We start from the raw sequence: 26,208 nt of genomic DNA, 5'->3' as shown, positions 1-26,208 counted from the left end.
ATGATGAAAATCTCGACGAAAGGGCGATATGGTCTGACGATCATGATCGCACTCGCGAAAGAAGCTGAATCTAAACCACTGTCTCTAAAAAAAATCGCGCAGATGTATGACCTATCTGAGCATTATCTCGAACAGTTGATTGCACCCCTTCGTAATGGAGGGCTCGTCAAAAGTGTCCGTGGTGCTTACGGCGGGTATAAGCTCGGTCGTGAAGCGCAAAACATCACAGCGGGTGAAATCATCCGCCTGCTTGAAGGACCACTCGTCGTCGTCGAAGGTGATGCGTGTGACGAGGTCACGAAACGCAAGCTTTGGGATAAAATCCAGCAAGCGGTCGATCAAGTACTCGATTCAACGACGCTACAAGACTTAGCGGAAGAAGAAGATACAGGATACATGTTCTATATTTGAGAGGTGAAAACGAATGAATTACTTTGACCATTCGGCGACGACGCCGATGCGTCCGGAAGTCCTTGAGGCGATGACGCCTTATTTGCTCGAACAGTATGGCAACCCATCGAGTGTCCACGCGGCTGGTCGGTCTGCTCGGGCAGCAATTGACAAAGCACGTCGACAGATCGCACAAGAATTGAATTCGAAACCAACTGAACTGATTTTTACGAGTGGTGGCACGGAATCGGATAATTATGCAATCTTCGGTGCAGCTGAGGCGGCGCGTGAAAAAGGGCGTCATCTCATTACGACACGGTTTGAGCACCATGCTGTATTGCATGCGTTCGAAGAGCTCGAAAAACAAGGCTATGACGTCACGTATCTCGATGTACCGTCGTCTGGCGTCGTCTCATTGGCTACCTTGCAAGAAGCAGTCCGGGAAGATACGACTCTCGTCTCGATCATGTTCGGCAACAATGAAGTCGGAACGATTCAGCCGATTGCGGCATTTGGTCAATTTTTACGGGAACGCGGTATTTTGTTCCATACGGACGCGGTGCAAGTGTTCGGAAAACAAGCAATCGATGTCGAAGCGTTACAGGTCGATCTCTTATCCGCGTCTGCTCATAAAATCAATGGTCCAAAAGGAATCGGGCTATTGTATGTACGGACTGGTGTGAAGTTAGCGCCTCAAACGTTCGGAGGAGAACAGGAACGCAAGCGTCGCGCAGGAACGGAGAACGTACCGGGAATCGTCGGTTTAGCGAAGGCGCTCGAACTGATGGTAGCAGAGCGCGATCAACAACAGGACCACATCAAACAACTGCGTAGCATTTTGCTAACGCGTTTGGATGAAAGTGGCGTCACTTACGAAGTCAATGGTGTGGAAGGATTACCGAATGTCCTCAATCTTTACTTCCCGCAGATTGAAATCGAACCGTTCTTGATCATGCTCGATATGCGTCAGATGGCCGTATCGAGCGGGAGTGCATGTACGGCAGGATCCGTCGAACCTTCGCATGTCTTATCGGCGATGTATGGCGAAGAGGAACGAACACGGGCATCGGTCCGGATTAGTTTTGGTCACGGAAATGAGGTCACGCAAGTCGAACTACTCGCACAAGCCTTGCAAGATGTCGTAAAATCGTTTCAGAATTAACTAAGAGGTGAAATAAATGAATACACGAGCGAAAGCCCCGAGTGAAACGACAGTCGTCGTTGGGATGTCGGGGGGTGTCGATTCTTCTGTGACGGCTCATTTATTAAAAGAGCAAGGTTATAACGTCATCGGGATCTTCATGAAAAACTGGGATGACACGGATGAAAACGGCTTTTGTACGGCGACGGAAGATTATGAAGACGTCATCGCCGTAGCCAACCAAATCGGCATTCCGTATTATGCGGTCAATTTCGAGAAAGAGTACTGGGATAAAGTCTTCACGTACTTCCTCGATGAATATAAACTCGGTCGGACACCGAATCCGGACGTCATGTGTAACAAGGAAATCAAGTTCAAAGCCTTCCTCGATCACGCGATGCGTCTTGGTGCCGATTTCGTCGCGACAGGACACTATGCGCGTGCTGTCTATGAAGACGGAGAACATAAATTGCTTCGAGGCGTGGATGCAAACAAGGATCAAACGTATTTCTTGAATCAATTGTCGCAAGAGCAGATCGCGAAGGCGATGTTCCCGATCGGACACATGGAAAAATCAGAAGTACGCCGGATCGCAGAAGAAGCGAACCTCGCGACAGCGAAGAAAAAAGACTCGACAGGCATTTGCTTCATCGGCGAGCGGAACTTCAAGCAGTTCCTCGGTCAATATCTGCCGGCGCAACCCGGTGAAATGCGGACGCTTGACGGGAACGTCATGGGACGTCACGATGGATTGATGTACTATACGATGGGACAACGTCATGGACTTGGTATCGGTGGCGACGGAGAACCTTGGTTCGTCGTTGGGAAAAACCTAAAAGAGAACATTCTCTATGTCGATCAAGGATTCCATAACGAATTGTTGTATTCGGAAGGATTGCTTGCTTCAGATGTCAGTTGGACGTCTGAGCGTCCGGTCGGTGAGACATTCCGTTGTACAGCGAAATTCCGTTACCGTCAACAAGACACAGCCGTCACGGTTCGTGTCCTCGAAGATGGACTCGATGTCTCGTTTGACGAGCGTCAACGGGCAATCACACCAGGACAAGCGGTCGTGTTCTATGATGGAGACATCTGCCTCGGTGGTGCGACGATCGATGCAGCCTATAAAGCAGGCGAACGCCTCGCTTATCTCGCGTAAGGAGCAAAAGAAGATGAATTATAATGAAGTAGGATTCCGGCATTTAGAAGCTGGAAATTATGAATTAGCAGCGCAGGCTTTCAACGACGCAATCGAAGAAAATCCAAAAGATCCGACAGCATATGTCAATCTCGGAACATTACTCCAATCGATGAACGACGCTGATCGTGCCCTTCGTTTTTATGATCGGGCGCTGATGATCGATAATACGTTCGCGAGTGCCTATTATGCAAAAGGTGCGCTATTCTTTGCTGCCGACCAACTCGTCGAAGCAGAGGAATCATTGCGGGCAGCGTTATTATATGGACTTGACGACGCGGATCTCCATTTCATGCTTGGGATGACGTATCAAAAACTTGGTGATCCTGTACGTGGCTTACCTCGTCTACAACGTGCGTCAGAATTGAACGGTGTCGATATTGAGATCGCGTTCCAATACGGGCTTGCCTTAGCGCAAAACGAGAAGTTGGAAGAAGCCGTCGAGATGTTCGAGCACGTTTTGATGCTTGACGAAACGCACACGGATGCTCGGTACAACTATGCGATCGCGCTTGCTTTCCTCGGTCAACAGGAAGTGTGTTATGCAGAACTTGAAGCCGTTCTTGCCTACCAGCCGGAACACGCTCTTGCGCGAGATGCAAAAGCGAAGATGGATGCGTTATTAAAACAAGCAGACTGATCCAAAAAAGACGATTCCATCTGGAGTCGTCTTTTTTGTGCTATTTAATTCCCAACTTCACGGATGACACGAAGTGGTGGACCGGAAAAGTCTTCATAGGCTTCATCCATGTTTTTCGTGTACAGTTCGATGACGTTATTTTCCGTATCCTTGAAATAAGCTGAATGCTCTTTTTGATTCGAGGTCTCCTGTTCATCCCACTCTCTGAGCTTCACGGTGATCGAAGCTTCGCGCAGTTGATTCAAGGCTTGTTGGAACTCTTCCTTCTCAACGTAGAAAGCACAGTGGACATGGACACCACCTTCGTCATACAACGTGTCCCATTCGGACACTGGTAAGTGTTTGACCGTTCGTTCTTCCATCGTGAAGTCTCGCTTCAGCCATAGACCGAGTCGGGTGTTACCGCCAATGTAGAGCCACGTTGCCCAAACTCCGTCCTGTTTAGATTGTTCCTTGCTCGGTTCTGCATCCTCAGGTGCCCATTGCTCGACGATCGGAATACCAAGTGTCCCATTCCAAAAGCCAACCGCACGGTCCATATCCTCGACTTCCAGTACTAATTCACACAATCCTGCAATCGGTAAACGTGCCATCCTTGAACTCCTCCTCTTAACGAAATGTTTCAGGGTATCTTTCCCTGATTTAAAATCCGGTAAACGAATGCTATGATGAAAGCAGCGAATGAAAAAGAGAGAAAGAAGGTGGAGTGATGGAGCACCCCCATCAAGTCGTCGGGCGCGTCAAACGTGTGCTCTTTTCTTCTGAAGAAGAAGCACACTCCATTGTATTGGTCGCCGTCAAAGAAAAAAACTTTGAACTGAAAGAAACCGAGCTCGTCATCACGGGTACAGGGGTCGGAATCGAACTCGGAGGAACGTATCAAGCATTTGGTCGTCTCGTTGATCATCCTCGCTTCGGAAAACAACTGAAGGCGGAGCTGATTCGTCGATCGGTTCCGATGACAAAACAGGCAACGATCCGCTTCTTGACGAATGGTTCGTTCACCGGCATTGGTCCGAAGACAGCGAAAAATATCGTCGATGCTCTCGGAGAAGAGGCAGTGGACCTCATTTTGAAGGATGAGCGAGTACTGAATCAGGTGCCTGGGTTAAAACAAAAACAAGCGGATATCATATTGAGTCGACTCGCTACGTTATACGGTGTCGATCAGTTGATGCTATTCTTAGCGCCATTTGATGTCACACCAAAACTAGCGGCGAAAATCTATGCTGCTTACGAAGGGGACGCCATGGCGCGAATTCGAGAGAATCCGTATTCCTTGATGTATGAAGTGAACGGGATTGGTTTTAAGACAGCCGATCATATCGCCTCACATCTCGGACTTGTCGGATTACATCCGGAACGTGTCGCTGCTTCGATCATGCATATATTAGAACAAGAAGCAGGAGAGGGACATGCCTTTGCGACGGTCGACTCACTATTACAACGGGCACCCCGGTTGCTTGGTGAAGACCCAGGAGAACGGCTGGAACAAGCGATTGAACTGTTGCTCGCTGAAGATAAGGTCAAGCTTGAAGAAGGTTGTTTGTATTTACCGACGATCTTTTATGCGGAAGTTCGAGCGGCGAAAGAACTGGCTCGCGTCATGGCGAACGGTGCCGAACAGGAAGTCGATGTCGCGACGATTCTTGAAGCGATTGGGCACCTCGAAGAACAGTTTGGCATGGAATATGCCGCACAGCAGCGGGAAGCGATCGAGTTAGCGGTTAAAGCACCATTGATGGTTCTGACCGGTGGACCAGGGACCGGTAAGACGACCGTCATCAAGGGAATTTTACATGCCTTGCAAGAAATTCATGATTGGCCACTTGAGAAAAGTCGCGTCAAGACGGGAGATGTCTATCCGTATGTCCTTGTTGCACCGACCGGACGCGCCGCTAAACGTTTGTCGGAAGCAACGGACGTTCCAGCGATGACGATTCATCGTCTGTTGAAGTATGACGGAACGAACTTCCAACTGAATGAAGATCAGCCGATCACGGGAAAAGTACTGATCATCGATGAGTCATCAATGATTGATATCTACTTGTTATCGAGTCTGCTCCGTGCTGTTCCGAACGGTATGAAAATTTTGTTCGTCGGTGACCGCGATCAGTTGCCATCCGTAGGTCCTGGGCAGGTACTGGCAGACTTGATGGACACGGAAGGGATTCCCGTCGTTCGTCTGAACGTCGTCCATCGCCAAGCGGAAGATTCTTCGATTTTACGGCTTGCCCATGATTTGAAGAACCGGACGACGTCTGCTGATTTGTTGGCACCACTTGCGGATCGTCGCTTCTATACCGCGTCTCCGCAAGAGACGTTACGCGGTATTTCAGCTTTCGCAGAAAAAGCACTTGCGAAAGGCTATTCGAAATTCGATGTTCAGATTCTTGCACCGACTTACCGTGGTCAAGTCGGAATCGACGAATTAAATGTCGCCTTGCAACGCGTCTACAACCCGGAAGAACCAAAGAAACGAGAAGTTAAACAAGGCACGCGGATTTACCGGACCGGAGATAAGATTCTCCAGCTCGTCAACAATGCAGAAGAAAACGTTTATAACGGAGATATCGGAGAAATCGTCAACATCTTCTTCGCTAAAGAGAATGTCGACAAGGTGGATAAGATCATCGCCCGCTTCGACCAGACGGAAGTCGAGTATAACCGAAGTGACTGGGATCAATTCACGCATGCCTATGCGATCACGATCCATAAGGCGCAAGGGTCCGAGTTTCCAATCGTCTTGATGCCGGTCTATTTTACGGGGGCGTTCAAGCATTCCCGAAATTTGATTTATACGGCGGTTACCCGTGCGAAGTCGAGTTTATTATTGTTCGGCGACCCACGAGCATTCCATAAAGCGTCGCAAGAAGAGGAACCCCGGCGCCGTACACGATTGATTGAACGACTCGGTGGTGTGACAAAGACTTGACGGATGCTGTGCGATAGGTAATAATCACGATAGATGAATGGACGTAACACGTTGATGGAAGATAAGTAAAAGGAAAACTCGAGTCCAGAGAGAAGTGAGTCTGCTGCAATCACTTTCTCGAGTCCCTTTGAAGCTCCTTCCGGAGTCGGGTGTAAACACCTGCGGGTCATCCCCGTTATCAGATGTTCGAGGTAGGCAATGGATTGCTTACGAACGAGGGTGGTACCACGGAAGCGATGCTTTCGTCCCTTTTCAGGGATGAAGACATCGCTTTTTTGCGTCCAAATAAAACCAATGGGGGTAACTGTTCATGAAAGCTCTAAAACCATTAACGGGTGCACAAATCCGTCAGATGTATCTTGATTTCTTCCAAAGCAAAGGACATGCGATCGAACCGAGTGCTTCACTCGTACCGGTCGAAGATCCATCGCTCTTGTGGATCAACTCGGGTGTTGCAACACTCAAGAAATATTTCGATGGTCGTGTCATTCCTGATAATCCACGGATTGTCAACGCACAAAAATCAATCCGGACGAACGATATCGAAAACGTTGGGAAAACAGCGCGTCACCACACATTCTTCGAGATGCTCGGAAACTTCTCCGTCGGTGATTACTTCCGTGAAGATGCAATCAAATGGGGCTGGGAGCTCTTGACGAGTGATGACTGGTACGGTCTTGATCCGGAACGTCTTTCGGTCACGATTCACCCGGAAGATGACGCAGCGCGTCAAATCTGGCTTGAACTCGGCGTGCCGGCTGAGCGGATCATTCCACTTGAAGATAACTTCTGGGAAATCGGTGAAGGTCCATCTGGTCCGAACACGGAAATCTTCTTCGATCGTGGTCCAGCTTTCGGAGACGATCCGAACGATTCAGAACTCTACCCAGGTGGCGAAAACGAACGCTATCTCGAGATCTGGAATATCGTCTTCAGTCAATACAACCACGATGGACACGGCAACTATACGGAACTTCCGCGTAAAAACATCGATACAGGGATGGGACTTGAACGGATGGCGTGTGTCATGCAGGACGTGCCGACGAACTTCGATACGGATCTGTTCATGCCGATCATTCATAAGACAGAAGAAATCAGCGGTAAAATCTACCGTGATGATTCGAAACTTGATGTAGCATTCAAAGTCATCGCAGACCACATCCGTACCGTATCATTCGCAATCGGTGATGGTGCGCTTCCTTCGAATGAAGGACGTGGATATGTCCTTCGTCGTTTACTACGCCGTGCGGTGCGTTATGCGAAGATGCTTGGAATCGAGCGTCCGTTCATGTATGAACTCGTCGATACGGTCGGGAACGTCATGGTCGACTTCTACCCACAAGTTCCGGAAAAAGCGGACTTCATCAAACGCGTCATCAAAAACGAAGAAGAACGTTTCCATGAGACACTTCATGACGGTCTTGCAATCTTGAACACAGTCGCTCAGACGTCTAAGGCGAACGGTGAGCATGTCATCAGCGGCGAAGATGCGTTCCGTCTGTATGACACATATGGTTTCCCACTTGAGTTGACAGTCGAGTATGCAGAAGATCATCAGATGTCTGTCGATGAAGAAGGCTTCAAATTAGCAATGGATGCGCAACGTCAGCGTGCACGTGCGGCACGTGAAGAGAGTGGTTCGATGCAACAGCAATCGGAAGTCCTCTCGACGCTAAAAGATAAAAGTACGTTCGTCGGCTATACCGACCTTAAGGCGGATGCAAAAATCATCGCTTTAGTGCATGATGGAGAACGAGTCACAGAAGTCGCTGCTGGTGAAGAAGCACAAGTCATTCTCGACATCACGCCGTTCTACGCTGAAAGCGGTGGTGAAGTCGCAGATACAGGAACAATCGAAGGCAAAGACTTCGTTCTTGATGTTAAAGATGTTCAAAAAGCACCAAACGGTCAAAACTTGCATACGGTCATCGTTCGTACAGGGATCGCAACGGAAGCGGCAGATGTCGTTGCAACGGTCGAAGCAGCAGAACGTAAAGCCGTCACGAAAAACCATACGGCAACACACTTGCTTCATAAAGCATTGAAAGATACGCTCGGAACACACGTTAACCAAGCGGGATCACTCGTTTCTCCAGAACGTCTTCGCTTCGATTTCTCACACTTCGGTGCAGTGACACAAGAAGAGTTGACGAAGATTGAACAAGACGTCAACCAAGCAATCTGGGCATCGCTACCGGTCGATATCGAAGAGATGAACATCGCTGATGCAAAAGCAAAAGGCGCGATGGCATTGTTCGGTGAGAAGTACGGTGAAACGGTCCGCGTCGTCTCAGCAGGCACATACTCGATCGAGTTGTGTGGCGGAATCCACGTCGGAAACACAGCCGAAATCGGCTTGTTCAAGATTGTTTCGGAGTCTGGTATCGGTGCAGGTACCCGCCGAATCGAAGCGGTAACGGGTGCAGGTGCGTATCGTGTCATGAACCAACACTTAGAGACACTCGAACAAGCAGCAGCTGTTCTGAAGACGAAGACGACAGAAGTTCCTGTACGCATTGAAGCACTGCAACAACAGCTTCGTGAGACGGAACGAGCAAACGAATCGTTGCAAGCAAAACTTGCGAACATTGAAGCTGCTTCACTGAAAGACGATGTAGAAGAAATCAACGGCGTACGCGTGCTTGCGAAACGCGTTGACGTCTCAGATATGGATGCTCTTCGCGGTATGATGGATGAGTTGAAGAGCTCGCTCGGATCAGCGATCATCGTACTCGGTAGTGCGCAAGGTGAGAAAGTCAACCTCGTCGCAAGCGTCGCAAAAGATTTAATCGACCAAGGCTATCATGCTGGTAAATTGATCAAGGAAGTCGCAACACGCTGCGGTGGTGGCGGTGGCGGTCGCCCTGACATGGCTCAAGCTGGTGGAAAAGATGCGTCGAAATTAGAAGAAGCACTCGCGTACGCTTCACAATACGTGCAATCACTGGCATAATAGAAACGTAGTGTATATGAAAGAGGTGATGAACGTGAGTCAGATGGATCAAACGATGAAATTCAACTTTCCGGAAGACGATAACAAAGCAGCGACACGTGATGTGTTGTTGACGGTCTATCATGCTTTAGAAGAAAAAGGATATCATCCGATCAACCAAATCGTCGGCTATCTCCTTTCAGGAGATCCTGCTTACATTCCTCGTCATAATGACGCACGTAATTTAATTCGTAAGATTGAACGCGACGAATTGCTCGAAGAACTCGTGAAATCTTATTTGGCGGAGAGTGGAAATTCAAAATGAAACGTGCAATGGGACTAGATGTCGGTTCGAAGACGATCGGAGTAGCGGTCAGTGACTTGATGGGCTGGACGGCGCAAGGTGTCGAGACGGTCAAGTGGACGGAACCGGATTACCCGGAAGCCTTCAAACGGCTCGATGTCATCATGAAGACATACAATGTCGAAATCCTAGTCATTGGTCTTCCGAAAAACATGAACGGTTCCATCGGTCCCCGCGCAGAAGCAAGTGAAGCTTTTGCGAAGGAAATCGAACAGCATACCGGGCTTGAAGTCGTCTTCATGGATGAACGGTTGACGACGATGCAAGCAGAACGGATGCTGATCGATGCCGATGTCAGTCGTAAAAAGCGTAAACAAGTCATCGATAAGATGGCTGCCGTCATGATCCTGCAATCGTACTTGGATCGGACGAACCGATGAAGGGGGAGAAACCGATGGCTGAAGAAAAACGTCAGTATCTCTTTCCGGATGAAGAGGGCGGCGAACATCTTTTCGAAGAATGGTACCGTTACTCGAGTGAACGTACAGGAAAAACCTATCTGTTTCTTGAAATGATCGGTAACCCTGACGAAGGAGCAGATGATCTGATCATCTGTGAGATCGATGAATATGGAGAAGGCGAAGATGATTTTGAATTGAGCCTGATCGATGAAAATGATGAGCAAACTTGGGATGAACTCGAGCTTGCGTTAAAGGAGCGGATCACTGATGCAACAGAATGAACCAACACGTTACGTAATTCCGGACGGCGAAGGAAATGATTTCGAATTCGTAGAACGTCTGCGTTATGAAAGCCCACGTTCGAGCAAGACATACATCTTCCTCGAGCCAATCGGAGCAGACTATGACGAAGCAGAAGAAGTCGATATCTTCGTTTACGAACTCGACGAATACGGTGATGGAGATAACGACTTCAACCTCGTACCAATCGATGAAGACGATACAGCGACTTGGGATGAAATCGAAGAAGTCTTTAACACGCTCGAAGACCAGTTAGACTAACCCGACTCATGACAGGTGACGTCGTAAGAGACTTTCTCTTACGATGTCACCTTGTTTTAAGAGAAGAAGGAGGAACCGATGGAGAACGAATGGAAGCAAAATGCTGAAATCGAAAAAAGGCGACGCCGGACATCACGCCGGATTACGCTAATCATCCTTTCTGTATTGTTGACGATTTTTCTAGTTACCAGTGCGGTCATCTATGTCTTTTTGAAAAATGCGCTTGAACCAGTCGATGAAACAGCGACGAAATCCGTCAAAGTCGAAATTCCTTTAGGAGCAGGGACGAGTTCGATTGCTTCTTTACTAAAGGAAAAAGACTTGATTGCAAACGAGACGATTTTCCGTTACTACGTCCGTTACAAGAATGAATCGTCATTCCAAGCGGGTACGTATACACTGTCACAAGCCATGTCCCCGGATGAAATCATTAATGAATTAAAGACGGGAACGGTCATGAAGGCAGCGGATGTGAAAATCACGTTACCTGAAGGCATCACGATGGATCGTCAAATCGCTTTGATCGCGAAAGCAACGAACTTCAAGGAAGAGACGGTCCGTAAAGAATTGACGGATGCGACATTCATCGACAGCATGATTGAAAAATATCCGATGTTGACGGATGAAGTGAAGAAGAATGGTGTCTTGTATGCACTTGAAGGATATCTCTTCCCAGCAACGTATGAGTTTGATAAAGGAAAAAGCATTGATCAAATCGTCGAGACGATGCTCGATGAAACAGAAAAAGTCTACGATGAGAATGCGGATGCCATTCAAAAATCAGGCATGACCTTCCATGAAGTACTCAGTCTCGGTTCCATGGTCGAGCGTGAAGCGGCGACAGCAGATGATCGTCGTGAAATCGCTGGTGTCTTCAAAAATCGATTGGATGACGGCATGAAGTTACAGTCGGATCCAACGGTTTGGTATGGCACAGGTGAAAACACGGCTTTAACGACACTGAAGGATCTCGAGAATAATTCGAAGTACAATACGTATAAGTACGAAGGAATTCCGATTGGTCCGATTTCGACGGTCAGTAAAGATTCGGTACTTGCCGTGTTAAATCCGAATAAAACAAAATATGTCTATTTCTTTGCTCGTCCACCAAGTGATAAACATCCACGCGGACAGATTCTATACGAAGAGACATATGAAGAACATCAACGAAACGTCGTTAAGTATAAGCCGGAATGGGTGGAATACGAAGCGAGTAAAGAGCAATGAGCAACGGGTTGGGTTGAAGCGGGAAGTTCGCTTCAAGTCAACCTGTTTATGCGGAAGAGGGAGTGAATGGCGTGAATGATTTCACGACCTATGTCGAATCAATGATTCATCCTCGAGATGCTCTGTTAGAAGAAATGGAGCGTTATGCGGAAGAAAATCATATACCAATCATCGAACTGACAGGTTCCGAGGTCTTGTTATCGCTCCTGCGATTACAACAACCGAAGCGCATTCTAGAAGTCGGAACCGCAATCGGATATAGTGCGATTCGGATGGCGCGTGCGCTACCGGATGCGCGTATTACGACGATTGAACGAAATGCGAAGCGGTATGAAGAAGCAAAAACCTTCATCGCCCGGTCAGATGTGGCGGACCGGATTGACATCATTTTTGGTGATGCAGTAGAATTAGCCGAAACGCTTGAAGACCAGTTCGATGCGGTCTTCATTGATGCAGCTAAAGGACAGTATAAAAAATTCTTTGCAGGATATGGGCGACTCATTCCTGAGGGCGGCGTGCTTTATACGGATAATCTCTTCTTACACGGAGATGTCCTCGAGTCCGATCCGAAGACATTCGATCGAAGAAGACGTCGACTCGTGCGTCTCGTCAAGGAATTCACGGTCTGGATGATGGAACAAGAACAATACGATACGACGATTTTTCCGCTCGGTGACGGTGTATCCGTCAGTCGGAAAAAGTCGAAATGATGGAGGAACGAATGACATGCAAAAACCGGTAGTAATTGGCGTAGCGGGCGGAACGGGTTCAGGGAAGACGACGGTGGCACGTTCACTCGTCGATGCGTTCCCAAGTGAATCAATCGTCATGATTGAACAGGACGCGTATTATAAAGATCAAAGTGATTTATCAATGGAGGAGCGGTATCAGACAAACTATGATCACCCGTTTGCTTTTGATAATGGTCTGTTGATTGAGCACATTCAGTCGCTCCGTGAAAACATTGCCGTTGAAAAACCGGTATATGACTATGTCGCCCACACGCGGGCACAAGAAACGATTCGTCTCGAACCACGCGATGTCATCATCGTAGAAGGAATTTTAGCGCTTGAAGACGAACGGTTACGGGAACTAATGGATATCAAGGTGTTCGTCGATACGGATGCGGACGTTCGCATTCTTCGTCGGATGCAACGTGATATCAACGAACGTGGACGCTCGATCGACTCAGTCGTTGAGCAGTATACGAACGTCGTTCGTCCGATGCATCTTCAGTTCTGTGAACCAACAAAACGATATGCGGACATCATCGTACCGGAAGGCGGCGAGAATCATGTCGCGATCGATTTACTCGTGACGAAGATTCGAGCGATTCTTGATTATCGTTCAGCACTCGATCAAAGAGGATATTGATTCCAAAAAAGATGTGAATATACTATACTAGTGGAATAAAAAGGAGCGTGACAAAAATGGCAGAAAAGCAATACTACATGACGCTTGAAGGTAAAGCGAACATTGAAAATGAATTGAATGAATTGAAGTCAGTCCGCCGGAAAGAAGTCGTCGAGAACATCAAGATCGCCCGTTCGTTCGGTGACCTTTCAGAGAACGCAGAATACGATTCAGCAAAAGAAGAACAAGCGATGGTCGAAGGCCGGATTGCTCAACTTGAAGAGATGCTTCGTAATGTTGCGATCATCTCGGAAGAAGAGAAGGATATCTCGGTCGTCGGTATCGGAACGACAGTCACTTTCTTGAGTGTCGAAGATAACGAAGAAGATACGTACACAATTGTTGGTAGTGCCGAAGCAGATCCGTTCACAGGTAAAATCTCGAACGAATCACCAATCGCGAAAAGTTTAATGGGGCACCAAGTCGGAGATCAAGTCTCTGTACCAGCACCAGGCGGCGAATACGCAGTAAAAATTACATCGATCAAATAAAGAACACAGGAGCCGGAGCAATCCGGCTTTCTGTTTGATGGAGGAATGAAGTATGCCAATCGCAATCATCGGCGCAATGGAAGAGGAAGTCAACTTATTGCGTAATGAGTTATCAGAACGTAAAGATACAGTCATCGCAAACTATCATTTTTATGAAGGGCTTTTAAATAGCGTTCCTGTCGTCATCTTGAAGTCAGGAATCGGGAAAGTGAACGCTGCGATCGGAACGACATTATTGCTGGATCATTACAAACCAAGTGCTGTCATCAATACGGGCTCAGCAGGTGGATTCAAGGAAGGCTTAACGGTCGGGGATGTCGTCGTCTCAACAGAAGTACGTCACCACGACGTCGATGTGACGGCATTTGGATACGAATATGGACAGGTACCTGGAATGCCAGCTGCCTATCAAGCAGATCCGAAGCTTGTTGCAACAGCAGAAGCCGTCATCGAGCGGATGGATGCGATTCGCGTCGTTCATGGATTGATTGCGACAGGCGATTCGTTCATCCACGATTCAGAGCGCTCTGCTCAAATCAAGGCGCACTTCCCAGAAGTCGCAGCCGTCGAAATGGAAGCAGCACCAATCGCACAAGTCTGTCATCAGTTCGGTGTCCCGTTCGTCGTAACGCGGTCGATTTCAGATAGCGCCAATGAAGAAGCGTCACTCTCGTTTGATGAATTCCTCGAGATTGCGTCAATCAATTCCGCTAAAATGGTCATGGAAGTCGTACGGACGTTAGCAGAATGAGGTATGAGGAAGGGCACGGGAGACCATGCACTTCCTTTTTTCTTTGACAAAAGCAAATTAACGCTTTATATTAGTACCAGATACTAATAACAAAAGGGGATGCCTTATGAAGATCGGGATTGTAGGATTAGGAACGTCTTTGCCGTCACGGCGCGTGACGAATGATGAATTAGCAACGACGCTCGATACGAGCGATGAATGGATTCGGACACGGACAGGAATCGGGGCACGACGGATTGCAGCCGATGATGTGGATGTCACTGACTTAGCGACAGAAGCTGCTCAGAAAGCGCTTGATGATGCTGGATTGACAGTAGAGGACATCGGGTTGATCGTCGTCGGAACGGCAACAGGACGCGCGTTTCCATCTACAGCCTGTATCGTCCAAGAGCGTCTTGGAGCACGCAGAGCGACTGCATTCGATATTAGTGCGGCATGTAGTGGCTTCATCTTTGCATTACAAACAGCTGCTAGCATGTTGACGACAGTTGAAGGAAAACATGCGCTCGTCATCGGTGCTGAAAAAATGTCGAGTATCGTCGACTGGTCAGACCGGTCAACTGCCATCTTATTTGGAGATGGTGCAGGGGCAGTCGTCATCGGACCAACTGAGCAAGCGGGTCTTAATGCCTTCGAGCTTGGAACAGATGGACGCGGAGCACATTTATTATTTAAGGACATTGATGGACCAATCGAGATGAACGGTCGGGAAGTCTTTAAGTTCGCGGTTCGTAAATTACCGGAAATCGTTGAGAAAGTCATTCAAAAAGCGGATAGTACGCTCGAAGAGATCGATATCTTGATTCCGCATCAAGCAAACCTACGCATCATTGATGCAGCGTGCGAACGACTGCATATTCCGCAAGAAAAGGTCATCGTCACGATCGATGAGCATGCGAATACATCTGCTGCATCAATCCCACTCGCACTTGAGGAAGCGCGTCAACAAGGACGCCTGACACCTGGTACGAAACTCGTACTTGCTGGATTTGGTGCCGGATTGACTTGGGGAGCAGCATACATTACTTGGACTAAAGGAGAGAACACATAAGATGATGAGAAAACGCGTTGTAGTCACAGGAATCGGAGCACTGACACCGATCGGGAACGATGCCAATACATTCTGGGAAGCACTAAAAGAAGGAACAAACGGGATTCGTCCGATGGAGCGTCTCGATATCGATGAGTATCCAACGAAGGTCACTGGCGAATTACAAAACTTCGATGTAACAGAATTCATCGAGGCGAAAGAAGCACGTAAGATGGACCGCTTCGTTCATTACTCACTTGTCGCAAGCATGGAAGCTGTCCAAGATTCTGGAATCGACATTAAAGAAATCGCAGAACGTGCTGGGGTTTGGATTGGATCAGGAATCGGTGGCGTTGAGACAATTGAGAAACAAGCGAAGATCTACTTCGAACGTGGACACCGTCGTGTCAGCCCGTTCTTCATTCCGATGATGATTCCAAACATGGCAAGCGGTCAGGTATCGATCTATACCGGAGCCAAGGGACCGAATAACTGTTCCGTCACTGCATGTGCTTCAGGAACGAATGCCATTGGAGAAGCCCTTCGTGTCATCGAACGGGGCGATGCAGATGTCATGATCGCTGGTGGAGCGGAAGCACCAATCACGAACTTATCATTTGCTGGTTTTTGTGCCAACAAAGCGATGTCAACGAATCACGATCCTGAGACAGCAAGCCGTCCGTTTGACGAAGGACGTGATGGATTCGTCATGGGAGAAGGGGCAGGCATCTTGATTCTTGAAGAGTACGAGCATGCGGTAGCGCGTGGTGCAAAAATCTATGCCGAAGTCAGTGGATATGGATTAACAGCTGACGCCTACCACATCACAGCTCCAGATCCAGATGGAGACGGTGGAGCACGTGCGATGGCAATGGCAATCCAAGATGCAGGTATCGCACCAGAAGCAGTCGGATACATCAATGCACACGGAACGAGCACACCGATGAACGACATTCTTGAAACAAAAGCAATCCATAGTGTCTTCGGTGAACAGGCAAAACAACTCGTCGTCAACTCGACGAAATCGATGATTGGTCACTTGCTTGGTGGCGCTGGTGGCGTCGAGGCGATTGCAACAATCAAATCGTTACAAGAACAAACCGTTCACCCAACGATTCATCTCAAACAGCCGAGTGAAGGTTGTGATCTTGATTACGTGACGGAAGGTGCACGGAGCGTAAAATTGAATTATGCCCTGAGCAACTCGCTCGGGTTCGGTGGACACAACGCATCACTCGTCTTCAAACGTTACGAAGCTTAAGCTTAAGCGATTCCCTTAGAAAAACGAGGGGGTCGCTTTTTTGCTGATTTTCTGATTCAATAGAGAAATGCGTGTTTGACGCAGAAAGGAGTCGTTTATGACTAATATCACAAGAAAAACATCAATCATGATACTGATCATATGTTTATTGATTGGTCTCAGTGGTACGCTCATATACCGTCTATCATCATCTCAAAAGACGAAAACAGATCAGGAGACACAAGCAGTGAAGGTTGAATTAATTGAATCATCACTCCCGAAGACATCCGATATTGCGTTAGCAACGGATAGCCGTTCTCAGACACTGTTAGCACAACTGTATGAAGGATTATATGTTTTTACTTCTGGGACATCCGTCCGTAGAGGATTAGCACAGGATATGTCAGTCTCAAAGGATCGTCTGACGTATACGATTCAACTCAAACAAACAAAAAATGCGAAGGGTCAGCCGATTACAGCGCAAGACTTTGTCGATAGTTTCCGACGTGTCGCAGCCAATAAAACAAATTCTCCCTATGGTTTTTTATTTGAAGTGTTTGAAAATGGACGTGCCGTCAATGACGGAAAAATGAAGCCAGAACGTCTAGGTGTAAAGGCCAAAGGACGTGACCAACTTGTCATCACGCTGAATCAGCCGGTTTCGAATCTAAAAGAATTACTCGCGATGTCCGTCTTTTATCCACAACCGGAATCTAAGAAGTGGCAAGACCTCACGGGTAATGGTGCGTTTACACTAGAACAGATGTCGAAAAACGGATATACGCTTAAGAAAAACAACCAGTATCATCAACAAAATGTTGTCACAGTCGAAGAAGTGAAAAGTCGCATCATCTCTGATCATCAGACGCAATGGAGTACGTATGAGAACAGTAAAGCAGCGATTCTTCCGTTACAAGAGAGTGTCGAGACACAAGAAGATCAAGTCTCTCGACCAACCTATCAAAAAAAGCGGAGCGGTGTCTTTTATATCGCATTTAATCAAAAAAATGAAGCCTTCCGCGAAAAGACACTCCGAAAACGAATTGCTTACGCCTTGATGGAAAAAGAGTCCGTTCAACTTCCTTTAGGATATGCAGGCATTCCGACTAATCGGTTCGTCGTCACAGATACGAACGTATTGATGACGGAACCGGTACAAGTAAAAAAAGAACAAGTTAAACAACAGAAGAAACAGCGAATCGAGATGCTTAACTTCGAAGACCCACAGGCGAAGCGTATCGGGCAACAACTCGAGACGTATCTTGAGAGACAGTTGCCTGATATTGATATTGTTCTTAAACCCGTTGCGATTGAAGAGAAGATCGATAAAGAACAGTCGGCGCAGTATGCGATGACGTTAACAGGATGGATGCCGGATTATCCAGGTCCACTTGCATATTTGAATCAGTTCGTCTCGGGTAATCCGTTGAATTCCGTAAACTATCAATCAGACACGTACGATCAAATGATCGAAAAAGCACGGCAGGTACGAGATATGAAGAAAAAACAGGCGTTATATCATCAAGCTGAAAGACAGTTAATCAATCAAGATGCCGTCATCGTTCCTTTGTATCAGACGACAGAGAAATTATATGTTTCTGATACAATTCAAGGAATCGAAGTACCGATTTATGGACCGGAATACCTACTTCGCGCAATGAAAATTCTAAAATAATTACTGAGCTGGGACCATTTTTTCGTGAGGTCCCAGTCTTTTTTGAAAAAATATTTAGAAAAATCGGATAAAAGGTTTGCAAAATTATCAGAACATTGTAAACTATTTGTAACGAAGGGTTTGATTCGAATATAGTAATTCTTTTTTTTTCGGTCAAAAACCTGACAGTATCACTTTTTAGAAACCTAGGGGGGTCATCGTAACATGAAGAAGAAAAGTTTTGCTTTAGCTACTTCAGTAGCTCTCGTATCAAGTGCGTTCCTCGCAGCTTGTTCGACAACGGATTCAGGCGACAAATCGGGCGACACAGGTTCAGACAAAAAGTCTAGTGATCAAACACTTAACTTGATCGAAGGTTCGGATATCCCGACACTTAACCCGACGACTTCAACAGACTCGGTTTCATTCAACGTGTTGAACAACACGATGGAAGGTCTTTACCGTCTAGATGACAAACAGCAACCAACACCAGGTATCGCTGAGAGTCATGAAGTATCAGAAGACAAAAAGACGTACACGTTCAAATTACGTGATGCGAAATGGTCTGACGGTACTCCAATCACAGCTAAAGACTTCGAATATGCATGGAAAGAAGTTCTTAATCCAGAGAACGCTTCACAGTATGCATACGTCTTCTACAACATCGAAGGTGCAGAAGAGTACAACACGAAAAAAGGCGAGCGTGATGCTGTCGGCGTCAAAGCGATCGACGACAAAACGTTCGAAGTTAAGTTAAAAGCACCTGCAGACTACTTCCTCGGACTTACTGGATTCGGACCATTCATGCCGAAATCAGAAGAACTCTCGAAGAAAATCGGAAAAGACTTCGGTTCGACTGCAGACAAAGCGCTCTATAACGGACCATTTAAATTAACAGAGTGGACACGTGAGCAAGGCTGGAAAATGGTCAAAAACGATAACTACTGGGATAAAGATGCCGTTAAACTTAAAACGATCAACGTTAAGGTCGTTAAAGAAGTTGCAACTGGTGTTAACCTTTACGAAAAAGGTGACATCGATCGCACAGGTTTAACATCTGAGTTCGTTGCCCAGTTCAAAGATAATAAAGAATTCAAAACAAAAGGTGAATCAACAATCTTCTACCTCTACCTCAACACGAAGGTAAAAGCGCTTGATAACGAAAAAATCCGTCGCGCAATCGACATGGGTTACGATAAAAAAGGGATCACGGATGTTATCCTCGCAAACGGATCACTTCCAGCGAACTATCTCGTACCAAAAGATTTCGCGAAAGATGCTGACGGGAAAGACTTCCGTGATAAGTATCCAGCATTCAACGAATACAATGCAGACGAAGCGAAAAAACTCTGGGAAGAGGGCTTAAAGGAAATCGGTCAAAAATCGGTTGATCTTGAACTCTTGAACTACGATAGCGACGATTCGAAAAAAATCGGTGAGTTCTTGAAAGGTGAACTTGAGAAAAACCTTCCAGGTATGAAGGTCACAATCAAACAACAACCATTCAAAAACAAACTTGATCTTGAAAACAAAGGGGACTTCCAATTCTCGCTCGCGGGCTGGGGACCTGACTACCAAGATCCGATGACGTTCCTCGATCTCTTCTTGACAGACGGACCATATAACCGTGGTAAGTGGTCAAATGAAGAGTATGATAAACTCATCAAAGATGCTCAAACACAAACAGATGCAACGAAACGTTGGTCTGAATTGCAAGAAGCTGAGAAAATCCTTCTCGACTCTGCAGCGATCTCACCTGTTTATCAGCGTGGACGTGCATTCCTCGTCAAACCATACGTTAAAGGAGTCGTCGAGCATAACTTCGGCGCAGACTTCTCGTACAAATGGGCTTCAATCGAAGGAAAATAAGCAATATAAAAACTGCTTCCGAAATAAATCGGAAGCAGTTTTTTTGTTTGGAAATATCAAAAAAGACCGGAGCATTCCGATCTCTTTTGCGTAGAACTTATTTTTTTACTTTAGCACGCTTCCGTTGTAAGCCCATTGCCTTCTCGATTTTCGCGAGCTTTTTAGCAGCAACGGCTTCAGCACGGTCTCGTCCAGCGTCGAGAATCTGATCGAGTTCTTCTGAATCAATCAACTCATAGTAGCGTTGTTGAATCGGTTCGAGTTCTGAAATGATTGCTTCCGCGACATCTGCTTTAAATGTTCCGTAGTTCGAACCTTCGTATTTGGTTTCGAGATCTGGAATCGAGATGCCAGCGAGTAGGGAGTAGATTTCAAGCAAATTCGACACACCTGGTTTATTTTCCCGATCGAATTTGACGATTCCTTCGGAGTCCGTGACGGCTGATTTTACTTTTTTACGAATGACATCTGGTGCGTCAAGCATCGAGATGAAGCCTTTCGGATTCTGATCAGATTTTGACATCTTTTTGTCTGGTGTCGTCAGGCTCATGATTCGAGCTCCTGATTCAGCGATGATTGGTTCTGGTAATGTGAACGTCTCATAGTAACGACTATTAAAACGTTGAGCCAAGTCGCGCGTTAACTCAATATGTTGTTTTTGGTCATCGCCGACCGGAACGAGTTCCGCATCATAGAGTAGGATATCAGCTGCCATGAGTGTCGGATAGACAAACAATCCAGCACCGATTCGGTCTTTCCCTTGCGATTTATCTTTATACTGTGTCATACGCTCTAGTTCACCCATTCCAGAAAGACACGTCAACATCCAGCCGAGTTGCGCATGCGCTTTAACTTCTGATTGAACGAAGATTGTTGATTTTTCTGGATTCAGACCACTTGCGATATAAAGAGCTGCGAGTGCACGTGTATTATTCATCAATTCGACACGATCAATGTCGACCGTGATGGAGTGCAAATCGACGACACAATAATATGCATCATGACCATCCTGTAAGTTAACGAAGTGTTTCATGGCACCTAAGTAATTTCCAAGTGTTACTGTTCCCGTTGGTTTGATACCTGAGAAAATCGTTTTCATAATGAAATCCCTCCAAATAATAAAATCAAAATAAAAAACGCCCCTTGAAAATCAAGGGACGATTCATCGCGTTGCCACCCAAGTTGCTATTCGCATAGCCGCTCAATTTGCTGTAATGGGCACACCCATCTGACTCTACTTGATTCGAATCAGCCACTCGAAAGTCCATTCACGTAGGCATCACCTGTCCATTTCCAGCACCATGGACTCTCTGAAAGGGATGTACCTAAGTTACTACTCTTTGTCGTCGTGTTTTCTTGTTTAATTCACTTAAGTTTACCATACGATAGAAGGCACGTCACGGTGATTTCGATTAAAAGTAAGAGATGATCAGCGATACGATGATGAAGATAATACCACTAGAAACATAGGGTTTCGTTCGGGCAGAAGCCCGGTTTTGCTTTTTACGGAGGACTTCTTCCTCTTCGTCATCATCTTCGTAGTAATCGCCATCAATCTCTCGAAGCTTCGCTTCCCGTTGTTTTTTAAATCCAGCTGTCATGCCACGGAAGAAGCCGTTAGCCGACATGTTGGAAAAGAATCCGATTGCCATAAGCAAAAAGCCTCCAATGAATAATCCACCAGATAGATGGTACAAAATACCGTGCGTCGAATCGGTGATAGTCGCCCATATCGTATAAAGTAAGACTAGAATGACCGCAATGATGACAGGTCGGAAATAGGTCGATCGCATGAAAATCCCCCTTAAATGCATTGATAACCTTAGTATACGAAATTTTTAATCCTGTTACGAATCGGTAACAAACGAATGATGCAAAATAGCAAATAGTGTGACTATTTACTTGACGTTAATGCTATTCTCACATAAAATCAATTTATCACTTCGTTTAAGTTTTTGAAACTAGGTCAATGCATTTTGGGGAATACATTGCAGTTTCGACGGGACGTTATTGATGTCATAGGCATTATGGCAACTTGGAAATTGAAAAGGAGATGACTTACCGATGAAGAAAAAAACAGTCGGTCTCGCATTATCAGTCATGCTTGCAGGAAGCGCAGTGCTTGCTGGATGTTCGACAGGTGGCGGAGACAGTGATTCAGGTTCTACAGACGGAAAGAAAAATCTACGCTTAACAGACTCTTCGGATATCACGACAGTTGACCCGGCAAAAGCTACGGATTCTGTCGCTTTCAACATGATCGGGAACACGATGGAAGGTCTTTACCGTCTCGATAAAGACGGCAAAGCCATTCCAGCACTTGCAGAAAAAACAGATATCTCAAGTGATAACTTGACGTATACGTTCACACTTCGTGATTCAAAATGGTCTGATGGTTCACCCGTCAAAGCACAAGATTTCGAATTCGCTTGGAAACGTGCTGCTGATCCGAAAACAGCATCTAGTTACTCGTACATCTTTGACACGTTAAAAAACGGCGCTGATGTTACACAGGGTAAAAAAGCTGTCGACGAACTCGGTGTTAAAGCACTTGACGACAAAACGTTAGAAGTAAAACTTGAGCGTCCAGCGCCGTATTTCCTTTCACTGACATCGTTTGGTACGTACTCACCGATCAGTGAAGACTTCTACAAAAAGAATGAAAAAGACTTCTCGCTTAAACCAGATAAATTACTCTATAACGGTCCTTTCGTTTGGGAATCTTGGAAAACGGATTCAAAACGTGTCCTGAAGAAAAACGATAACTACTGGGATAAAGATGCTGTCAAACTCGACGAAGTTACGGTCAGTGTCGTCAAAGATACGTCAACAGTAGTAAACCTTTATGATTCAAACGATATCGATTACGCTGGTCTGACTTCAGAGCAAGTTGAAGCTTACAAATCGAAGCCTGAATTCAAGACAGCACTTCGTTCTTCAATCGCTTATTTGAAGTTCAATAACGAAGATGCAACGATGAAAAATGTTGATGCACGTAAAGCAATTGCTCGTGCTATCGATCCAAAAGGAATTACAGATACGCTTCTTGCGAACGGTTCGATTCCAACAACAAGCTTCATTCCGAAAGAATTCATCAAAGATGCGTCTGGTAAAGACTATACGAGCGACATCAACTGGTTCGACCGTGATGGAAAAGAAGCAGCTGATCTTTGGAAAAAAGCAAACGGCGATAAGAAAACGACGATTGAACTTCTTTCATTCGACAATGAAGATGCGAAGAAGATCAGTGAGTACATGAAAGGTCAAATCGAGAAAAATCTTCCGAACGTCACTGTTTCAATCAAACAACAACCGTTCAAGAATAAACTCGATCTTGAATCAAAAGGAGACTACCAGGTTTCTTACTCACTTTGGGGCCCGGATTACCAGGATCCAATGTCTAACCTTTCGATCTTCGAATCAACGAATAGCCAAAACGACGTCAAGTACAAGTCTGCAGCTTATGATAAATTGTTGAACGCAGCGAATGAAGAGTCTGACTTAAACAAACGTCTCGATCTCTTCAAACAAGCGGAAGCACAATTGATTGAGAAAGATCAAGCCATCGCGCCAATCTATCAAGCAGGTTCTGCATACTTGAGCCGTCCGACGGTTAAAGATTTCAACCGTCAAGTGTTCGGAGCAGATTTCCAATACAAATACGTTGATATTAAGTAATCGAGAATGGGAGCGTCCCCTGATCAGTTCGGGTACGCTCCTGTTTTATACTACTTTTTATGAATGGAAACTCATTTTTATCGAAAATGTGAAAGTTTCGTAAAAAAGTAGTTCTAATTACTTTGTTAGCAAAGTATAATGGAATCAAACGAAAAATTCTGACTATTGGATGAAATTAGAAAAACATCCAAGCGAACATCAAATCAAAGCACAATTAAAAAAGAATTTTTAAATTTTTATGACAAAATTCTTGAATGTTCCGACAATTGTGGGTCATACTGATTTTATTGATGTTTCGAAAAAAACAGAAAATCTTTATAGGGGGTGCCATCTTATGGGCCGTTATTTAGCTCAACGCCTGGTTTACGGCGTACTGACGTTTTTACTCATCGCTTCGTTCACTTTCTTCCTGATGGATCTGCTACCAGGTTCACCGTTCCAAAACCAGGAGAAACTTTCTCCTGAACAGTTGAATATCCTTCGGGATAAGTACAACTTGAATGATCCACTGCCACAACGCTATGCAGCGTATATGGTCAACTTGTTCCAAGGAGATCTCGGTATTTCATTCAAATATGATAGCCGTCCGGTAACGGATTTGATTTCTGAACGAATTGGACCATCGGCTCAATTAGGAGTTCAAGCACTAGTACTCGGAGTATTATTAGGACTCGTCTTAGGTGTTGTCGCAGCGCTTCGCCACAACACAGTGATCGATTACGGTGCGATGTTCGTATCGGTTATCGGAATCTCGGTACCGTCCTTCGTATTCGCCTCACTCCTTCAATACTACGTTGGCGTGAAATGGGGCGTTTTGCCAGTCGCGTTCTGGGAAAGCCCGGCGCATACCATCTTGCCGACTATATCGTTATCACTTGGGGTCACAGCCTCAATTGCTCGATTCGTCCGGACAGAGATGCTAGAAGTTACGAACCAGGATTATGTCACGTTAGCTAAAGCAAAAGGCCTAGATGGTCAGTCGATTACTTGGAAACACATGGTTCGGAACGCCTTGATTCCGGCGATTACGATTCTTGGACCAATGACAGCTGCTTTGATTACAGGAACACTCGTCATTGAGCGGATTTTCTCTGTACCTGGTCTTGGTGAACTCTTCGTATCATCAATCACACAAAATGACTACACAGTCATCATGGGTACGACGTTGTTCTTCTCAGCAGTCTTCATTCTCATGATTTTGATCGTCGATTTGCTGTACGGTGTCGTTGATCCACGGATCCGTTTGGGGGGTAACAAATAATGGCTGAACAAAATTCAAATGCAAAAGCAGAACAGTTTGATTCATCGCTGTTCCAACACGTTGAGTTCAATGAACAAGCAGGGGAACGCCTTGCTGGTAAAAGCTTAAACTTCTGGCAAGATGCTTGGATGCGTCTACGCAAGAACAAAGCAGCGATTCTCTCACTTGCTGTCATCATCATCATCGCGATCATGTCATTGGTCGGACCTGCGTTGTCTGGTAATGACCCTTATACCCAAACAATCACGCAAGCTAAACTTCCGCCTAAAGTTACTGGTTTAGAGTGGGCTGGTTTTGACGGTATGGCGACACTTGGTGATACGCCGATTGATTTTTATAAACAAAAACAGGTGACGGAGAACTTCTGGTTCGGAACGGACCACCTTGGTCGTGATCTTTGGTCACGTGTTTGGGAAGGAACGAAGATTTCGCTATTCATCGGGTTGATGGCAGCACTCATCGACGTTCTCGTTGGTGTCACATACGGCGGGATTTCTGCTTACTACGGTGGGCGTGTCGATAACATCATGCAACGGATTGCAGAAATTTTAACAGGTGTACCGAACTTGATTTTGATCATCTTGTTCATCTTGATTCTTGAACCAGGGATCACGACGATCATCCTTGCGATGACGATTACCGGCTGGATCGGGATGAGCCGACTTGTTCGTGGTCAAATCCTGAAACTAAAGAACCAAGAATTCGTTCTTGCAGCACGGACACTTGGTGCTTCTAGCGCACGATTAATCTTCAAGCATTTGATTCCAAATACCTTGGGAACAATCATTATCTCGCTTATGTTCACGATTCCAAGTGCGATCTTCTTCGAAGCGTTCTTAAGCTTCATCGGTTTAGGACTTGCACCACCACAACCGTCACTCGGTACATTGATCAACGAAGGGTACAAAGAACTCAAAACGTTCCCATTCTTGCTCGTTGTTCCATCGACGGTCATCGTACTCCTCATGGTCAGCTTCAATATGTTGGCAGATGGACTGCGTGATGCGTTCGACCCACGTTTACGACGCTAAC

General features: G+C 46.1%; 25 protein-coding genes and 2 other annotated features. Of the genes, 22 read left to right on the top strand and 3 right to left on the bottom strand.

Annotated elements, in window-relative coordinates; translation table 11 throughout:
• The first annotated feature begins 3 nt into the window (after nucleotides 1–3).
• Genes cymR through L985_RS11755 form a run of 4 tightly spaced genes read left to right on the top strand, consistent with a single transcriptional unit; the run spans nucleotide 4 to nucleotide 3,369 of the window.
• Complete coding sequence (gene cymR / locus L985_RS11770) at nucleotides 4–411, top strand: cysteine metabolism transcriptional regulator CymR (protein ID WP_029342236.1); 408 nt, start codon at nucleotides 4–6, stop codon at nucleotides 409–411.
• A 13-nt stretch (nucleotides 412–424) separates the two neighbouring features.
• The gene (locus L985_RS11765; RefSeq protein ID WP_047393658.1) at nucleotides 425–1,552 is read left to right on the top strand and encodes a cysteine desulfurase family protein; all 1,128 of its coding nucleotides are present in this window, start codon (nucleotides 425–427) and stop codon (nucleotides 1,550–1,552) included.
• A 16-nt stretch (nucleotides 1,553–1,568) separates the two neighbouring features.
• The gene (gene mnmA, locus L985_RS11760) at nucleotides 1,569–2,690 is read left to right on the top strand and encodes a tRNA 2-thiouridine(34) synthase MnmA (protein ID WP_029342234.1); all 1,122 of its coding nucleotides are present in this window, start codon (nucleotides 1,569–1,571) and stop codon (nucleotides 2,688–2,690) included.
• Nucleotides 2,691–2,703: 13 nt separating this feature from the next.
• Nucleotides 2,704–3,369: a tetratricopeptide repeat protein gene (locus L985_RS11755; protein ID WP_029342233.1), complete on the top strand. Its 666-nt coding sequence runs from the start codon at nucleotides 2,704–2,706 to the stop codon at nucleotides 3,367–3,369.
• Between the two features lie 44 nt (nucleotides 3,370–3,413).
• Here the strand turns inward: L985_RS11755 and L985_RS11750 are convergent, their stop codons facing one another.
• On the bottom strand, nucleotides 3,414–3,962 hold the full coding sequence (locus L985_RS11750; protein WP_029342232.1) for a VOC family protein: 549 nt from the start codon (nucleotides 3,960–3,962) through the stop codon (nucleotides 3,414–3,416).
• A 116-nt stretch (nucleotides 3,963–4,078) separates the two neighbouring features.
• Here L985_RS11750 and recD2 point away from each other — a divergent pair, with 116 nt between their 5' ends.
• From recD2 to L985_RS11675, 15 genes are all read left to right on the top strand, one after another.
• On the top strand, nucleotides 4,079–6,304 hold the full coding sequence (gene recD2 / locus L985_RS11745) for an SF1B family DNA helicase RecD2 (RefSeq protein WP_047393660.1): 2,226 nt from the start codon (nucleotides 4,079–4,081) through the stop codon (nucleotides 6,302–6,304).
• Nucleotides 6,305–6,346: 42 nt separating this feature from the next.
• Nucleotides 6,347–6,557 (top strand) — a binding site (T-box leader).
• Between the two features lie 57 nt (nucleotides 6,558–6,614).
• Nucleotides 6,615–9,257, top strand: coding sequence for an alanine--tRNA ligase (alaS, locus tag L985_RS11740; protein ID WP_047393663.1), 2,643 nt, complete (start codon nucleotides 6,615–6,617; stop codon nucleotides 9,255–9,257).
• Between the two features lie 34 nt (nucleotides 9,258–9,291).
• Entirely contained in the window at nucleotides 9,292–9,561 is a 270-nt protein-coding gene (locus L985_RS11735) for an IreB family regulatory phosphoprotein (protein ID WP_029342229.1), read from the top strand.
• Nucleotides 9,558–9,980 (top strand): Holliday junction resolvase RuvX, encoded by a 423-nt coding sequence (gene ruvX, locus L985_RS11730; RefSeq protein WP_023468910.1) that lies wholly within the window; start codon nucleotides 9,558–9,560, stop codon nucleotides 9,978–9,980. The genes L985_RS11735 and ruvX overlap by 4 nt, the downstream gene beginning before the upstream one ends.
• A 14-nt stretch (nucleotides 9,981–9,994) precedes the next feature.
• The gene (locus tag L985_RS11725) at nucleotides 9,995–10,282 is read left to right on the top strand and encodes a DUF1292 domain-containing protein (protein ID WP_023468909.1); all 288 of its coding nucleotides are present in this window, start codon (nucleotides 9,995–9,997) and stop codon (nucleotides 10,280–10,282) included.
• Complete coding sequence (locus L985_RS11720) at nucleotides 10,269–10,562, top strand: DUF1292 domain-containing protein (RefSeq protein WP_023468908.1); 294 nt, start codon at nucleotides 10,269–10,271, stop codon at nucleotides 10,560–10,562. Before L985_RS11725 ends, L985_RS11720 begins: the two co-directional genes overlap by 14 nt.
• A gap of 78 nt (nucleotides 10,563–10,640) precedes the next feature.
• Nucleotides 10,641–11,789 (top strand): endolytic transglycosylase MltG, encoded by a 1,149-nt coding sequence (gene mltG / locus L985_RS11715; protein WP_029342227.1) that lies wholly within the window; start codon nucleotides 10,641–10,643, stop codon nucleotides 11,787–11,789.
• Nucleotides 11,790–11,860: 71 nt separating this feature from the next.
• Nucleotides 11,861–12,499 (top strand): O-methyltransferase, encoded by a 639-nt coding sequence (locus L985_RS11710; protein WP_081834729.1) that lies wholly within the window; start codon nucleotides 11,861–11,863, stop codon nucleotides 12,497–12,499.
• A 16-nt stretch (nucleotides 12,500–12,515) separates the two neighbouring features.
• The gene (gene udk / locus L985_RS11705) at nucleotides 12,516–13,163 is read left to right on the top strand and encodes a uridine kinase (protein WP_023468905.1); all 648 of its coding nucleotides are present in this window, start codon (nucleotides 12,516–12,518) and stop codon (nucleotides 13,161–13,163) included.
• Nucleotides 13,164–13,219: 56 nt separating this feature from the next.
• On the top strand, nucleotides 13,220–13,693 hold the full coding sequence (gene greA, locus L985_RS11700; RefSeq protein WP_029342224.1) for a transcription elongation factor GreA: 474 nt from the start codon (nucleotides 13,220–13,222) through the stop codon (nucleotides 13,691–13,693).
• 52 nt (nucleotides 13,694–13,745) lie between these two features.
• Nucleotides 13,746–14,444: a 5'-methylthioadenosine/S-adenosylhomocysteine nucleosidase gene (gene mtnN / locus L985_RS11695; protein ID WP_023468903.1), complete on the top strand. Its 699-nt coding sequence runs from the start codon at nucleotides 13,746–13,748 to the stop codon at nucleotides 14,442–14,444.
• Nucleotides 14,445–14,550: 106 nt separating this feature from the next.
• Nucleotides 14,551–15,495 carry a beta-ketoacyl-ACP synthase III gene (locus L985_RS11690; protein WP_047393667.1) on the top strand — a complete coding sequence of 315 codons (945 nt, stop codon included), beginning with the start codon at nucleotides 14,551–14,553 and terminating at the stop codon, nucleotides 15,493–15,495.
• Between the two features lies 1 nt (nucleotide 15,496).
• Nucleotides 15,497–16,735, top strand: coding sequence for a beta-ketoacyl-ACP synthase II (gene fabF, locus L985_RS11685; RefSeq protein WP_029342221.1), 1,239 nt, complete (start codon nucleotides 15,497–15,499; stop codon nucleotides 16,733–16,735).
• Nucleotides 16,736–16,862: 127 nt separating this feature from the next.
• Nucleotides 16,863–18,389: a peptide ABC transporter substrate-binding protein gene (locus L985_RS11680; protein ID WP_158513349.1), complete on the top strand. Its 1,527-nt coding sequence runs from the start codon at nucleotides 16,863–16,865 to the stop codon at nucleotides 18,387–18,389.
• A gap of 204 nt (nucleotides 18,390–18,593) precedes the next feature.
• Nucleotides 18,594–20,237 (top strand): peptide ABC transporter substrate-binding protein, encoded by a 1,644-nt coding sequence (locus tag L985_RS11675; protein ID WP_047393672.1) that lies wholly within the window; start codon nucleotides 18,594–18,596, stop codon nucleotides 20,235–20,237.
• A gap of 97 nt (nucleotides 20,238–20,334) precedes the next feature.
• Here the strand turns inward: L985_RS11675 and trpS are convergent, their stop codons facing one another.
• Nucleotides 20,335–21,336, bottom strand: coding sequence for a tryptophan--tRNA ligase (trpS, locus tag L985_RS11670; protein ID WP_029342196.1), 1,002 nt, complete (start codon nucleotides 21,334–21,336; stop codon nucleotides 20,335–20,337).
• 51 nt (nucleotides 21,337–21,387) lie between these two features.
• Nucleotides 21,388–21,593: a binding site (T-box leader), on the bottom strand.
• Nucleotides 21,594–21,649: 56 nt separating this feature from the next.
• Nucleotides 21,650–22,030, bottom strand: a complete 381-nt coding sequence (locus L985_RS11665; RefSeq protein WP_029342197.1) for a DUF3899 domain-containing protein — start codon at nucleotides 22,028–22,030, stop codon at nucleotides 21,650–21,652.
• Between the two features lie 271 nt (nucleotides 22,031–22,301).
• Here L985_RS11665 and L985_RS11660 point away from each other — a divergent pair, with 271 nt between their 5' ends.
• The 3 genes from L985_RS11660 (at nucleotide 22,302) to opp3C (ending at nucleotide 26,207) form a co-directional block, all read left to right on the top strand.
• The gene (locus L985_RS11660; protein ID WP_047393676.1) at nucleotides 22,302–23,915 is read left to right on the top strand and encodes a peptide ABC transporter substrate-binding protein; all 1,614 of its coding nucleotides are present in this window, start codon (nucleotides 22,302–22,304) and stop codon (nucleotides 23,913–23,915) included.
• Nucleotides 23,916–24,249: 334 nt separating this feature from the next.
• The gene (opp3b, locus tag L985_RS11655; RefSeq protein ID WP_029342199.1) at nucleotides 24,250–25,176 is read left to right on the top strand and encodes an oligopeptide ABC transporter permease; all 927 of its coding nucleotides are present in this window, start codon (nucleotides 24,250–24,252) and stop codon (nucleotides 25,174–25,176) included.
• Entirely contained in the window at nucleotides 25,176–26,207 is a 1,032-nt protein-coding gene (opp3C, locus tag L985_RS11650; protein ID WP_029342200.1) for an oligopeptide ABC transporter permease, read from the top strand. Before opp3b ends, opp3C begins: the two co-directional genes overlap by 1 nt.
• The last annotated feature ends 1 nt before the right edge of the window (nucleotide 26,208 follow it).

Source organism: Exiguobacterium sp. ZWU0009 (assembly GCF_000798935.2).
Lineage (GTDB): Bacteria > Bacillota > Bacilli > Exiguobacteriales > Exiguobacteriaceae > Exiguobacterium_A > Exiguobacterium_A acetylicum.
The sequence above is the reverse complement of the archived record's forward strand: the minus strand, read 5'-3'. Positions and strand labels throughout refer to the sequence as shown.